Consider the following 12,425-nt stretch of genomic DNA (forward strand, 5'->3'; position numbering starts at 1 on the left):
ATTTATCAACTTCGGTCGGAGCTGAGCTACATTCTGTGAAACATGAACAAGAAGAGCCGTGTGCGTAAATAGCGCACGCACGGTTCCGTGAGGGGACAGAAGATGTGAATCGCTGTCCTACTCGACATTATCAAATATGGATATAAGATATTAGCGTGCCGACTCTCAAAACTAAATAAGCAAAAAATATTAATGGTATTTTCAATATTTCTAGACCCTGATATCAAATTCTTATAAAAATTTTACTCTGGTACCAATCTTGCAGTACCGTGTATGTATATTTCCCTTAAACTGATGTTGTAGTGTAAACACTTAACTTCTATGAATTAAGGAGTTTAAAAGAGATATGTACTTAAATAAGATTGATAATAGTTGGCCCAAGAAGTACATAAAAGAAGTTTTTAGATGTAAAAGGCAAGCACAGGAAAACTATTCCAGAATCATTTTAAACAATACGGATCTACTTAAAGATAAAAACAAGTTTCTACCAAACACATTGTTTAAATTCTACCGTCCTACTCCAGAGAATATTCTCGATATAGAGAACAAAAGATTGTGGTTGTCAGATCCAACAAATTTTAATGATCCATTTGATTGTAAAATAGGATATGATCGTTTAACTTATGAAAAATATAACCTGCTTAAATTTATTCAAGATGGTAATTTTAATGGCACAAAAAGCAAGGATGATTTTTCAGAGGAAGAAATTGAGAAGATTTATTATTCCTCTACTTCAGTTGACAGCTCTAGTTATGTCTTAAGCAAAGTTGAAAAGTACAGTGATGTGATATATAAAATAATTAGTAGCAAATCTGAGGATACTCAACGAAGATATTGGTTATTCGTGCACCAAACAGATGTAGATTTAGAAAATAAAATAAATAAACTAAGACATGCAGGTATTCGCATTGCGTGTTTTTCAAAATTTGAGAGATTTAATGAGTTTTACAATAAAAATCAGATGTGGTCTCACTATGCTGATAACCATAAGGGATTCTGTGTTGAGTACGATGTTTCTTTTTTGAAGAAAGAGATGGTTTTCAATAGTAATATATCTGATTTTTATGATGATACAGACAACTATTTATCTGAAAGAATTCAAGCTTTGATAAAAGGCGGGATATTTCCAGTTATTTATTCATCACGTAGGGTCAATATTCCAGTTACTCGTTTAAGAAAGATTAATAATTGTTCTGAGAAGCCCAACATCAAAAGTGATCTTAATGAAGTACTTTATAAGAACTTTGTTGTAAAATTAACTAACTGGAGTTACGAAAAAGAATGGAGAATTATCCTAGATGGAGATATATGCAAATATTTTAATAATAAAATACCATTTCCTTATATTAAAGCAATATATTTAGGCTGCAGAATGGATTATAAAACAATTGATACAATGGTTGAAATAGGGAAAAAATTAAATATAGATGTACTTTTAATGAAAATGAAAGGCAACAAATTTATTATGGAAGAGGAAAGTATGAGTACGTATGAATGGGAAAAAGAAAAAATAAAATGGATCAATCCATTCATCTAATGGATTGATCCAGTAAGGAAAAGACTTGAAAATGCAATCTAACTTTTACCATATATGTGATCAGGCAATTGAGTCAAAAAAGCTAATGACCTTTATGCGGCTTTACTCCGAATGAGGGTTCTTCTTCATCAAGGCAACCTTCAAATTAAATCTTAGCTATGTTTACTTAATGAAAAAAGCAACTTGTTCCTTAACTTTAATCGGCAAGTAGATGCATGTTGAATAGTCAAAATAGCCCAATAACGCTCTTTAAATTATACAGAGGAGCTCAATTTAAATCATCAATTTAACAATCCCATTTTCTAGATAAATAATGTTTCCAATCACTTTCGGAACATCAATTGGGTAACGGCATTATGGCGATTATAAATCCTAACTAGGTGCGTGTAGAAGCACTCAAGAGGAGGTTAAAATGCCTAGGTCAAAGGTAATCACATTACCTGAGGAAAAGTCCTTCGGTTATGAAGTGGCAGAAAGAGAGAAGGAAGACAACCAGGATGCTCAATAACAGAAGAGGTGACGAGCTATGTTTTTCGGTGAGAAACTAACAGAATTACGTGAACTGAACGGTCTCTCCCGAAAAGAACAGGCGGCCCGGCTCAACGTTTCGGAACAAGCCGTCTGGCAGTATGAGAATGAGTCAACGATTCCGAGGATCGAAGTCTTAAACAAAGTGCGCGAACTCTTTTCTGTGGACACAAAGTTCTTATTCTCAGAGACATTCCTGCATCGAACAGGGTCAGTTGAGAGGGTTGCTTATCGGTCAAAGGATCGTGAATCACGGAAAAAAGCAAAGCTTGAGTTGACCTATATTAGCTATGTTGATTACTACATCAGCTTTTTTGAACAATTTTTAATCACGCCTGATTCTGCGATCACTGTACTCCGAAAAAAGGCTATGGAAATGTTGCGATTAAATCCGGATCAGTCAATAGATCAAAGAATTACTCAGACGGCCAATCTGGCAAGAAAATTTCTCAAGCTCCAACACAATAAAGATTTGATGTATACACTTGAAATGAGTGGCATCTACATTGTTGAAAAGAACCTTGGCCCAGAAATTGATGCTTACAGCACAATCACAGACGATGGTCGCCCATTCATCATCTTAGGAAACATCAAAAAATCGGCGGTTCGCAGAACCTTTGATTTGGCACATGAGCTTGGCCATCTTCTGCTTCACACTGCCGTTGATATGGAAACACTGACCAAACAAGAGCACAGCCAAATCGAGCAGCAAGCCAATCATTTTGCCTCTATCTTCTTGCTGCCTGAGGAGGAATTTAAGCAAGATTTTGCTGAACTTCCAAGGCATTCCAATCCAGACTACTACATCGAGATGAAGCGCAAGTATATGGTTTCGCTCGTCGCATTGGAGTACCGTGCTTATAAATTAGGCTTGATGACCTATCAGGAGAATCGCTATTTCTTTGGGCAATTGCACAAAAAGAGCTATCAAACACTTGAACCACTTGACGATCAAATTCCACCAATTCGTCCGGGCCGGGTAAAGTCCTTACTTCAGCTAATTTTCGATAAGCAAATTGTTTCTATTTCTGACTTGGAATCTGAATTTCATATCACGCCCCTGTTTCTTGCTAACCTGTTTGGCTTAGACAAGGGCTTCTTTGACCACTATATGCAACCGAAGAAAGAATACTTTGATTCTGCACAAGTCATTCCCATCAGGACATGAGAATGGGAATAAGAGACAAATACAAATTGAATAGAGAATGTTCTCTTTAAGAATGTTAATTGCGATGTGAAACAGATAAAAACTGCTTAAAATTAAATGGTGCCAAAATCCCTGCCAGAAATGATAATCTGGCGGGGATTTTCTCTATTGATAAGCACCAATTTTTATTAAATCAAACTCTTTTTATCACAGGAGAGCAGTCATGAGAAAACTCGGCAATTCATTGCCGAGATGAATCAGCGTCCCGGTTCTCCATTTTTTGTTAGGAAACCGGTTCAATCATTGCCAACATTCGAACGTATGTTCTATACTATAAGTGAGAAAAGAGGTGAAACGATGCCCTTAAAAGGACTCAAGGTACGGATCTACCCCAATAAAAAACAGAAGCTATTCATTCAATGCAACTTTGGTTACACCCGTTTTGTCTGGAATCAAATGCTGGCTATGCTGATCGAACGGCATAAAAATAACCCGGACGCCCCTTTTTTAAATGCTTATGCCTTAAATAATTTGCTCCCGGCGTTGAAAAAGGAGTACCCTTGGCTCAAAGAAGCGGAAAGCACGAGTCTCCAGATCACCAATCATGATTTGGTGGAGGCTTTTAAAAAATTCTTTAAACAAAAACACGGGTTCCCCAAGTTTAAGTCAAAGAAATTTTTGAAACAATCATATCAATGCAAATGCGTCAATCAAAACATCAGACAGGCGGCAACAAACTCCATCCAACTACCGAAATTAGGCATGCTGCGTTTCCGATCCGGGAAACCCATTCCAGGAACCGTAAAATCCGTGACCATTAGGAAAACCTTTACCGGCAATTACGATGCTGTGCTTCTCGTTGAAGACGAAAACCAAGTCTTCACGAAAACTGGCAATACGATTGGCCTTGATTTTGGGGTTTCAGATTTACTCATTGGTTCGGATGAACAAAAGATTCCCAGCATTCGCTTTGACAAAAAGCTGTCAAAAAAACTGCATCATTGGGAAAAACGACTCGCAAGGCGCCGCCTGCAGGCACAAAAAGCAATAGCGTGGGATCGGCACAACCATGTGCTTCAACCAAGGCAGCTTGCGAACTTTAAAAACGTGCAAAAAGCCAAATTAATGGTGGCAAAAGTGCACGAGAAAATCGCTCATCAACGTCAGAATTATTTGCATCAGATCACGACGAAACTGGTGAAAAACTATGATCGGATTGTCATCGAAGACCTGAAAACCAAAAATATGATGCGAAATCATAAGCTGGCACGAGCGATTGCCAACCAAGCGTGGCGGGAGATCCGAAGGATGCTTACCTACAAATGTGCGTGGTATGGCAAAGAGTTCGTGGTCGTCAATCCGTATAAGACCTCCCAAATTTGTTCGAACTGTGGGCATGATGACGGGAAACATGGACTTGGTGTCCGTGAATGGACCTGCCCGCAATGCACGACGCATCATGATCGTGACGTCAATGCGGCGAAAAACATATTAACATTAGGCTTGGGACAAGCCTTGGTCAAAGAGTTGTAACCTCTGCTTTTGCGTCTTCAGACAAGAAAGTAAGTCTGTAATGTTCCCAGAAGCTCGCCATTTAAATGGCGAGTAGTTCACTAATTTCAGTGCTAAAGCCATTTTGACGAAAAGGGCAAATACACAAGAACTTTAACCCAAAATACATATGATTAATGTAGTTAGTGAAAAATAATGAAGGAGGGAGAAAAATGTTTCCTGGAATTGGATTACCTGGTTCAGGTTTTGGTTTTGCTCCTGGTCTTGGTTTAGGCGGACCGGGATCAGGTTTCGGTTTTGCTCCTGGTTTTGGTTTTGGCGGACCTGGTTTCGGTTTTGCTCCTGGTTTTGGTTTAGGTGGACCGGGATCAGGTTTCGGTTTTGCCCCTGGTCTTGGCTTTGGAGGGCCAGGATCAGGTTTTGGTTTTTTCCCTGGTCTTGGTTTTGGAGGGCCTGGCTTTCCACCGCCATGTCATCCACGACCACCATATCCGAGACCTCCTTATCCAACACCTTATTAACACCCAAATGTTAGTAGACATCTAGTGTTGCATAAAAATTCGATGAGTTTTATTTAGTGGGCCACTCTGTGATGTAACCAGTGGCACCATTCAAACTCTTTTTAACGCTGTTAAACGTCTTTTAACTCATTCAAAATGCCGCTAAGTCACCGTTCTGAGTCAATAAATAATTACGTGGTTCCCAACCAAAATTCCACCAGAGATGATGAACTGGTGGAATTATTTTTTGCTTTGATGGCGTTTGTATTTTGATTCTTATGACCCGTTACTACTAAGAAAAAGATTTGCTTCCTAAAGTTCAACAGAATTGCTCAGGTGTACGAAATTATAGTGACAAAGACGGCACTTAATAGAATTTGTTACATATTTAAAAGAAAAGGGACTATCGTTAAAAAGATTGTCCCTTTTGGAAAAGAGGGATAGTCGAACGAAAGATGTTACATGCTCGCATAATTTCAGATATGTAAACTGGGTGTGATTGTTGATACACCACGTAATAGCATGAATTCGTTCACTTTTTTCATCGTGACATCGAAATGGTATCGCTTTTTGATATAATTTAGGGGTATCCTATATCCGTCAAGTGAAGAAACAAGCATTTTAAAGGCAATGGTTGAGACGGGCAGAGAAACAGTCCAACTTTTGGCGATCTGTGGATTTCTATGGTTAGAAGATAGTGATAAAAGGAGAAAATGAAGATGGCTTATATCGTTGATTTTAAAAATGTGTCCACGATTGGACTCGCGTCCTCACCTGTAGCAGAGACGCTTGCCGGTTTACGTGCGAATGAGGCTCGTTACTTTATGAACAAATATAAGCATGAATTTACAGTTGTACCAGCCAGCGAAAGTCAGGATACCCTTGATTACGTGACTCGAATTTTGAAAGAAGAACGAGATATTGAGTTTGTGGCCAAACCTTTAGAAACGTCACGTTTTCAAGTGGAAAATATCAAATTCGCCTACGTCTTTTATGAGGACGGCCTTTCGGTTAACGTCATGTATACGGTTGATGATCCTAAGAAGCGGGCGGTTGGTTTTAAGCTTTCTGAAGGGATGGAAGTACCCCAGGAATTAGAAGGAAAGTTTAAGTTTGCCAGGCAGAAGTCTAAACTAGCTGGAACCATTCGGGGTTCGTATTTTGTAATTAAGGGAGAATATTAAAGGGTACATGATTTTGAAAAGACAAGATAGTATAAAATGACCGATAGACTCAATCTGTCGGATAGACATTCGGACTCAGATGCGGAGGTGCGAGACGCCTGCGGGATCAGCGAGCCAAGTGAGACCCCACAGTGAGGGAACCGAACGAGGAGGCTCACGGATCGCCCGCGGCAAGCGAGCAGCCGAAGCGTCGCCGGAAGAGGGCAATACAATGCGTATTACCAGTTTTTCTTAAGAATTCTGGAAGTGAACGCACTTATTTTTGTAATCCAAAGGATATAAAAGCATTATTTATCTTGTTCAAGCCCCGCCAGAACTATGATCCGGCGGGGCATTGTTAGGTATGAGGACGAGTTCAGCTTCATCTATCTGGATATGTTGCGTGGCATACAACAATATGCGAATTTGACAATGAGCGTTTCAGAAATCATGAACACGTCTCGATTTAATGGATTCCTGTAGAATGGCTATGCGTCTTGGTCAACAACTGCTGAAAATCTATTTCCAGAAGAATAAGAGAGAGTGTAATCAGGGCTCCTCCCCAGAATAGATTAACTGTAAAACGATCAAATCCAAAAGCGATTGAAAATGCACTTCCAAACACGCCTTCAAGCATCATAATGAGTCCAGCACTTGTTGCGGAAGTATGTTTTTGTGCTAAAACCTGTACGGTCTGACCGACAAACGAACAGATTATTCCTATGTACAGCAAGGGTATGAGTGCAGCAGACCAATTGACAGCCGTGAGCTGTCCGATCCCTCCCCAGAGGGAAAAAATGAGTCCGCCTATTGCCTGTACAATCGCAAGCATAAAAGCGACAACACTGACATCAGCTGCCTTAGCCCCATAGCTAAGATAGACAATAGATCCTGCATAAAACGCGGCACAGATAAGAGAGTATAGGTCACCTCTATTAATGGTGAACGCGGTATTAAATATTCCTGTTAATAAAGCCATTCCGAGTAAACAAATCAAAATGGAAATAAAACTTTTCATTTGGATTTTTTTTCGATAGATGATCCAGGCTATGAAAGGAATCATAACCACATAGGTTGATGAAATAAATGCGTTATTTGATGGAGTCGTATACTGGATGCCAATAGTCTGTGTCATAAAGCCACCAAAATTGAGCAATCCGGCAATCAACCCGACTGTAAATTCTTTTGAAGTCATTTTAAATATTCTTTTGTGAAAAAACATGAGTACCAAGACTGCAAACAGAATGCCTCGGGAAAAGTTTGTGAATCCCGCAGACGCATTTGCATCCAGAGCTACTTTTGTGACAATAAAACCGGAGCCCCAAAGAATAGATGCTAACAATAGCAGTATATTCGCCATTGATCGTGTCATTTTCATCGATTAATTCTCCTCTTCCATAAAATAAGTATCCCTATTGTTTAGCCAAACCTCCTGATTTCCGGGTTGCAAATCAGCTCTCTGTGTTGTAGATTGTTTGATGATTGACATATAAATTTTAATTATAGAACAACATGGACCAAAAGTGAGGGACATATTGTTTCATAATGTAAAAGAAGTCCTTGGTTATTAAAAAATTGAATCTTAAGAATCGGCAATAAAAGCAAAAGCGCAGAAAACTTTTTGACAAAGCTTTGTGCGCTTTAACCATTTTATGATCAGGGACAAAAATATATTGTCGGTATATGGAGGAGCAATCAAGTAAGAAATCCATTTTGGGCCAAGCACTGTTATTCTTGGTAATAATTGATTATGCTTGTTTTCAAAGTGCCACGGCCCGTATTTTTATAGATATGTTTCCTGTTCGCATTGAAAGTTGTCGCGTCATCTGCATTCAACACTAAAATTTGTTCATCGATTTTAAGCGTCAATTGACCTTCCAGAACCATAATGTACTCATCTGATTTTTTTGAGTGTCCGACAGAAGTATACTCTGCCCCTTCATCTAATTCCATTTGGAAAAGCTCGAAGTTTCGGCTTGGTGCATCTGTGTAATAACAATACACACGATAAGTACCCTCATCAGATATTTGAACCAGTGTATTTTTTTTAGTCATTACTTGTGTATCCGGTTGTACTTGTGGTTCCAATAATGAAGTGTAGGGCACATTCAATCCGGCACAGATCTTCCAGATTGTATTGATCGTTGGATTTGTGTCGCCGTTTTCAATCTGTGACAACATACCTTTACTGATTCCCGAGGCTTCTGCTAATTGACCGAGTGTCCTATTTCTTTCTGTGCGGAGCTTTTTTAAATTAAGACCAATAATCTGATTGATCTCCATTGTTAAGGAACTCCTTTTTATATGTTGACAAACCTATCAAATGATTTTAAAGTAGTTTCTAGTTCAATATATTAAACATTTGTTCTTTATATTATATAATACTCGGAACACAGGAGCAATGCTCTGGAGAGGATCAGGGTGAACGCGGGATACAGATCAATTTCTTGTGAGCTGCATCGATTCGAACGGCCGATTCAAGATTATTATAGAAAAAACACAGAGGAGTTAGTTGATATTGGATGAAAAATTAGACATCCACACAGCGATAAAAGATACCTTACCCACGGTTTTCGGATACATAGGAATCGGTATCGCTTTCGGTATCGTTGGCAAAGCAGCGGGTTTTAATCCGTTAATAGTTTTGTTGATGTCCATTTTGATTTATGCAGGATCAGCTCAGTTCATTACCGTAAGCATGCTCGCCAGTCATAGCCCAATCCTATCCATCGTATTTTCGACTTTTTTAGTCAACTCACGAATGCTTTTAATGAGTATGACCCTTGCCCCTTATTTTAAGAAAGAGAGTCTGTCAAAGAATATTTTGATTGGGACTTTGCTGACGGATGAAAGTTTTGCATTAGGCATGAACAAACTTAACTATTCGGGAAATAAATTAAGTTTTCGTTGGTTTAATACGGCGAATGGGATCTCCTATTTGACTTGGATTATTTCCTCTCTTGGTGGGGCGTTACTGGGGAATTTTATTACGAATCCGGAAAAACTTGGATTGGATTTTGCACTCGTTGCCATGTTTATTGGGTTGCTCTATTTGCAAATGATATCCGATAATGCGACATCGACACTCCTGCAGATTATCGTCATTGCATTCACATTAATTTTGATTTATGTCGGATTGATTTTTATACCCGGTAATTTACTCATCCTATTAGTTACCCTGCTTGGGTGCGGATTTGGAGTGGTCATCAAACATGCCTTCTTTTAATTTTACTTTACTGACGATCCTCGGCTGTGGCATGGCTACATGGGTCTCTCGTGTGTTCCCATTTATTTTATTAAAAAAATTCGACTTGCCTAAACCAGTCATCGACTATTTAAGCTTTGTTCCCATTGTCATTATGTCGGCCCTTTGGTTCAGCAGTCTTTTTAATCAACACTTGGGAAGTCTCCCCCAAGTTAATTACGAAAACTTGCTTGCTTCTGTCCCAACTGTAATTGGTGCCATCATTTTCAAAAATTTACTTGTCATTGTGATCATTGGAATTGTTTCACTTGGCGTTATTCGCTTAATAGGAATAGCTTGAGGTTTATTTTTAGTGATCAGTAGTCAACTTTTAAACACTAGATAATGGAGGCCTGTAACATTTTCACTATATCCGTTATCAATACACCTGCCTACGTGAGACATATTGCGATTGTCAAATATGTGATTGCTCATGATAAAAAGGATTTATGTTTTTTCTCTGATGCCCTCCCTCGATGAATAAAATCTTTCTTCTAAGTTAATAAAGATAATGTTTAACTAGAAGGATGTTTATAAACCAGAAGAAGGTACAAAGGAGATTGTCCGCATGGCTATAAGAGTAGAAATTCCCCGTGATGAAGGTTTGGATCATAGTCTGGCTTTATTAAATGAAGGATATTTGTTCATACAGAACAGGGCCCGGCGGTTGCAAACCGACATTTTCCAAAGCCGTCTTCTCGCTCAGAACGTGATTTGCATGACCGGACCTGAAGCGGCAAAACTCTTTTATAATGAAGAACTGTTTGTTCGAAAGGGAGCAGCGCCAAAAAGAGTTCAGAAAACACTGTTTGGACAGAACGGGGTTCAAGGACTGGACGGAGCCGTGCACAAGCAACGCAAGCACATGTTTATGAAACTGATGAGTCCTGAACGTCTGAAAGTGATCGTTGACCTGACAAAAAAACAATGGATGGAAACGAGTAAAAAGTGGGTGCAAAAGGATCAGGTTGTTCTTTTCGATGAAGTGCAGGAAATGTTGTGTAAAATCGCGTGCGAATGGGCAGGAGTTCCAATCAGCGAATCAGAAGCTAAAAACAGAGCAAACGATCTTGGTGAGATGGTGGACGCTTTTGGTGCCATCGGACCGAGACACTGGCGGGGAAGAGGCGCGCGAGCAAGATCTGAACAATGGGTCGGCGAGATCATTGAACACATTCGAAATGGAGAATTGGATCCGCCGAAAGATACAGCCGCATACGCTATGGCCTGGCATCGCGAGTTAAATGGCAAGCGCCTTGAAACTCAAATCGCAGCAGTAGAACTGCTGAATATATTAAGGCCGATTGTTGCGATTGCAACCTATATTATTTTTGGCGCCCATGCGCTTCATGAACATCCGGAATGCATGGGCAAACTGCAGTCCGGAAGCGGGCAATATGTCCAGCGATTTGTCCAGGAAGTCCGCCGCTTCTATCCCTTTACTCCTTTTGTCGGTGCCCGAGTGCGCCGGGATTTCGCTTGGAAACAGTACCCATTCAAGAGTGAAACATTGGTCCTTCTCGACGTATACGGGATCAATCATGATCCCCATCTTTGGGATCGGCCTGATGAGTTCCGTCCGGATCGCTTTAATAATTGGGAAGGCGGCCTTTTTGACCTCATTCCTCAAGGAGGAGGGGACAGGGATAACGGACATCGCTGCGCAGGAGAATGGTTAACCATTAATGTAATGGAGGCAAGTCTGAACTTTTTGACAAATCAAATCAATTATGATGTACCCGTTCAGGATTTGAGTATCAGTCTGTCGAGAATTCCCACATTGCCCGCCGACCGATTCATCATCAGTAACGTCAGGCAGAGAGAAAGCTGAAACATCTTAGGAATGTTCTGCGTATTTGTGTCGATCCATTTTTCGCCTGTTTGCCCTGTATTACATTTAACCATAACCCAAATAATTCAAGAAGGGCAGGAACATCCTGGGTTAGACGACGAATTAATGATTTCTTAGTGGTTTAGACATTTGACTCTCTAGTATCAAGATAAAATCACCTTATAGTACCACTTCCTCTTTTGTCAGAGGGGCTTATATTCATTTATCTTTTTAAAGCTTATTATTCATGGACTTAGTCACCTCATTCTAGATTATTTGAACGCCATTTCCAGTACTTCTTTCTGAAATTGTTGAATTGTTTATCTAAAATTTCATCATTTTTAAAGCTATAACCATTTTCATTTCCGACATTTGAAATTACCAGATTGATGATTAGAAGTTACGATTTCAACGCCTCTTCTACCGTCTTCTTTTCATTCTCTCCTACATTACTGATTATAATGCTGCAAACCTTATCATTACTGTCTATGCCAAATTCTACATTATCATTTTGCACAAGTGAAACCATTTCGTTTTCTGAGAACAACATATATATCTTATCCTCACCTATATAAATGTTTAATTTATCTTCCTCGTCTGTATAGTTCTTATTGATAAATTGATCTATTTTAAAAACAGGAATTCCTTTAATCACTGGCAGATTCTTTGAATCAAAATGATCATTTTCTACTTTAAACACATTCTCACTCAAGATTAACGTAATTGAACGAATATCTCCCGTCCTTTTTCCAATTCCTATTTCAATTAAAGATTTTTTAAAATCTCCAGTTCTCCAATATATTGTCGGTTCTTTTGATATATTCCATGTACCAAATTCAATATTTATCGGTGTATAGATATCAAATTCAACTTTTACAGGCTTTCTTTTTTTATATTCTAACGCTTTTAACATATAAAGTTCTCCTTTCATCAATCGTTATGGCCTGTATACAGCATGCTTTA

12 protein-coding genes are annotated in these 12,425 nt (G+C 39.1%); 7 read left to right on the forward strand and 5 right to left on the reverse strand.

Features of this window, described 5'->3' with window-relative positions:
- The first annotated feature begins 346 nt into the window (after nucleotides 1–346).
- From E4665_RS16470 to E4665_RS16480, 3 genes are all read left to right on the forward strand, one after another.
- Nucleotides 347–1,537 (forward strand): DUF2971 domain-containing protein, encoded by a 1,191-nt coding sequence (locus E4665_RS16470; RefSeq protein ID WP_135349900.1) that lies wholly within the window; start codon nucleotides 347–349, stop codon nucleotides 1,535–1,537.
- Nucleotides 1,538–2,063: 526 nt separating this feature from the next.
- Nucleotides 2,064–3,233 carry a spr1629 family repressor/antitoxin gene (locus tag E4665_RS16475; protein ID WP_135349901.1) on the forward strand — a complete coding sequence of 390 codons (1,170 nt, stop codon included), beginning with the start codon at nucleotides 2,064–2,066 and terminating at the stop codon, nucleotides 3,231–3,233.
- A 336-nt stretch (nucleotides 3,234–3,569) separates the two neighbouring features.
- Entirely contained in the window at nucleotides 3,570–4,745 is a 1,176-nt protein-coding gene (locus E4665_RS16480) for an RNA-guided endonuclease TnpB family protein (protein WP_135349902.1), read from the forward strand.
- Nucleotides 4,746–4,877: 132 nt separating this feature from the next.
- Here the strand turns inward: E4665_RS16480 and E4665_RS18240 are convergent, their stop codons facing one another.
- Nucleotides 4,878–5,213, reverse strand: a complete 336-nt coding sequence (locus tag E4665_RS18240; RefSeq protein ID WP_167815234.1) for a hypothetical protein — start codon at nucleotides 5,211–5,213, stop codon at nucleotides 4,878–4,880.
- A 730-nt stretch (nucleotides 5,214–5,943) separates the two neighbouring features.
- Between E4665_RS18240 and E4665_RS16490 the strand changes: the two genes are divergently transcribed.
- Nucleotides 5,944–6,408 carry a phage tail protein gene (locus E4665_RS16490; RefSeq protein WP_135349904.1) on the forward strand — a complete coding sequence of 155 codons (465 nt, stop codon included), beginning with the start codon at nucleotides 5,944–5,946 and terminating at the stop codon, nucleotides 6,406–6,408.
- A 445-nt stretch (nucleotides 6,409–6,853) separates the two neighbouring features.
- On the opposite strand, the gene E4665_RS16495 is transcribed toward E4665_RS16490, so the two are convergent.
- Both E4665_RS16495 and E4665_RS16500 read right to left on the reverse strand, forming a co-directional pair.
- A complete protein-coding gene (locus tag E4665_RS16495; protein ID WP_135349905.1) occupies nucleotides 6,854–7,765 on the reverse strand; it encodes a DMT family transporter in 912 nt (303 codons plus the stop codon).
- Nucleotides 7,766–8,115: 350 nt separating this feature from the next.
- Complete coding sequence (locus E4665_RS16500) at nucleotides 8,116–8,670, reverse strand: helix-turn-helix domain-containing protein (RefSeq protein ID WP_135349906.1); 555 nt, start codon at nucleotides 8,668–8,670, stop codon at nucleotides 8,116–8,118.
- 235 nt (nucleotides 8,671–8,905) lie between these two features.
- Between E4665_RS16500 and E4665_RS16505 the strand changes: the two genes are divergently transcribed.
- The 3 genes from E4665_RS16505 to E4665_RS16515 all read left to right on the forward strand — a co-directional run bounded on the left by E4665_RS16505 (nucleotide 8,906) and on the right by E4665_RS16515 (nucleotide 11,462).
- Nucleotides 8,906–9,613, forward strand: a complete 708-nt coding sequence (locus E4665_RS16505) for an AzlC family ABC transporter permease (RefSeq protein WP_135349907.1) — start codon at nucleotides 8,906–8,908, stop codon at nucleotides 9,611–9,613.
- Nucleotides 9,600–9,932 carry an AzlD domain-containing protein gene (locus tag E4665_RS16510; protein ID WP_135349908.1) on the forward strand — a complete coding sequence of 111 codons (333 nt, stop codon included), beginning with the start codon at nucleotides 9,600–9,602 and terminating at the stop codon, nucleotides 9,930–9,932. Before E4665_RS16505 ends, E4665_RS16510 begins: the two co-directional genes overlap by 14 nt.
- 267 nt (nucleotides 9,933–10,199) lie before the next feature.
- Complete coding sequence (locus E4665_RS16515; protein WP_135349909.1) at nucleotides 10,200–11,462, forward strand: CYP152 family fatty-acid peroxygenase CypC; 1,263 nt, start codon at nucleotides 10,200–10,202, stop codon at nucleotides 11,460–11,462.
- Between the two features lie 262 nt (nucleotides 11,463–11,724).
- Here E4665_RS16515 and E4665_RS18710 read toward each other — a convergent pair whose 3' ends face one another.
- Both E4665_RS18710 and E4665_RS16525 read right to left on the reverse strand, forming a co-directional pair.
- Nucleotides 11,725–11,856 (reverse strand): HNH/ENDO VII family nuclease, encoded by a 132-nt coding sequence (locus E4665_RS18710; RefSeq protein ID WP_135349930.1) that lies wholly within the window; start codon nucleotides 11,854–11,856, stop codon nucleotides 11,725–11,727.
- A 6-nt stretch (nucleotides 11,857–11,862) separates the two neighbouring features.
- Nucleotides 11,863–12,375, reverse strand: a complete 513-nt coding sequence (locus E4665_RS16525; protein ID WP_135349910.1) for a hypothetical protein — start codon at nucleotides 12,373–12,375, stop codon at nucleotides 11,863–11,865.
- Nucleotides 12,376–12,425: the final 50 nt, after the last annotated feature.

This window comes from Sporolactobacillus shoreae (assembly GCF_004684935.1).
Lineage (GTDB): Bacteria > Bacillota > Bacilli > Bacillales > Sporolactobacillaceae > Sporolactobacillus > Sporolactobacillus shoreae.

Bases quoted from the DNA above. Each gene is read 5' to 3' on its own strand.
- E4665_RS16470 (WP_135349900.1), top strand. From the start codon at position 347: ATGTACTTAAATAAGATTGATAATAGTTGGCCCAAGAAGTACATAAAA.
- E4665_RS16475 (WP_135349901.1), top strand. From the start codon at position 2,064: ATGTTTTTCGGTGAGAAACTAACAGAATTACGTGAACTGAACGGTCTC.
- E4665_RS16480 (WP_135349902.1), top strand. From the start codon at position 3,570: ATGCCCTTAAAAGGACTCAAGGTACGGATCTACCCCAATAAAAAACAG.
- E4665_RS18240 (WP_167815234.1), bottom strand. From the start codon at position 5,213: ATGGTGGTCGTGGATGACATGGCGGTGGAAAGCCAGGCCCTCCAAAAC.
- E4665_RS16490 (WP_135349904.1), top strand. From the start codon at position 5,944: ATGGCTTATATCGTTGATTTTAAAAATGTGTCCACGATTGGACTCGCG.
- E4665_RS16495 (WP_135349905.1), bottom strand. From the start codon at position 7,765: ATGAAAATGACACGATCAATGGCGAATATACTGCTATTGTTAGCATCT.
- E4665_RS16500 (WP_135349906.1), bottom strand. From the start codon at position 8,670: ATGGAGATCAATCAGATTATTGGTCTTAATTTAAAAAAGCTCCGCACA.
- E4665_RS16510 (WP_135349908.1), top strand. From the start codon at position 9,600: ATGCCTTCTTTTAATTTTACTTTACTGACGATCCTCGGCTGTGGCATG.
- E4665_RS16515 (WP_135349909.1), top strand. From the start codon at position 10,200: ATGGCTATAAGAGTAGAAATTCCCCGTGATGAAGGTTTGGATCATAGT.
- E4665_RS16525 (WP_135349910.1), bottom strand. From the start codon at position 12,375: ATGTTAAAAGCGTTAGAATATAAAAAAAGAAAGCCTGTAAAAGTTGAA.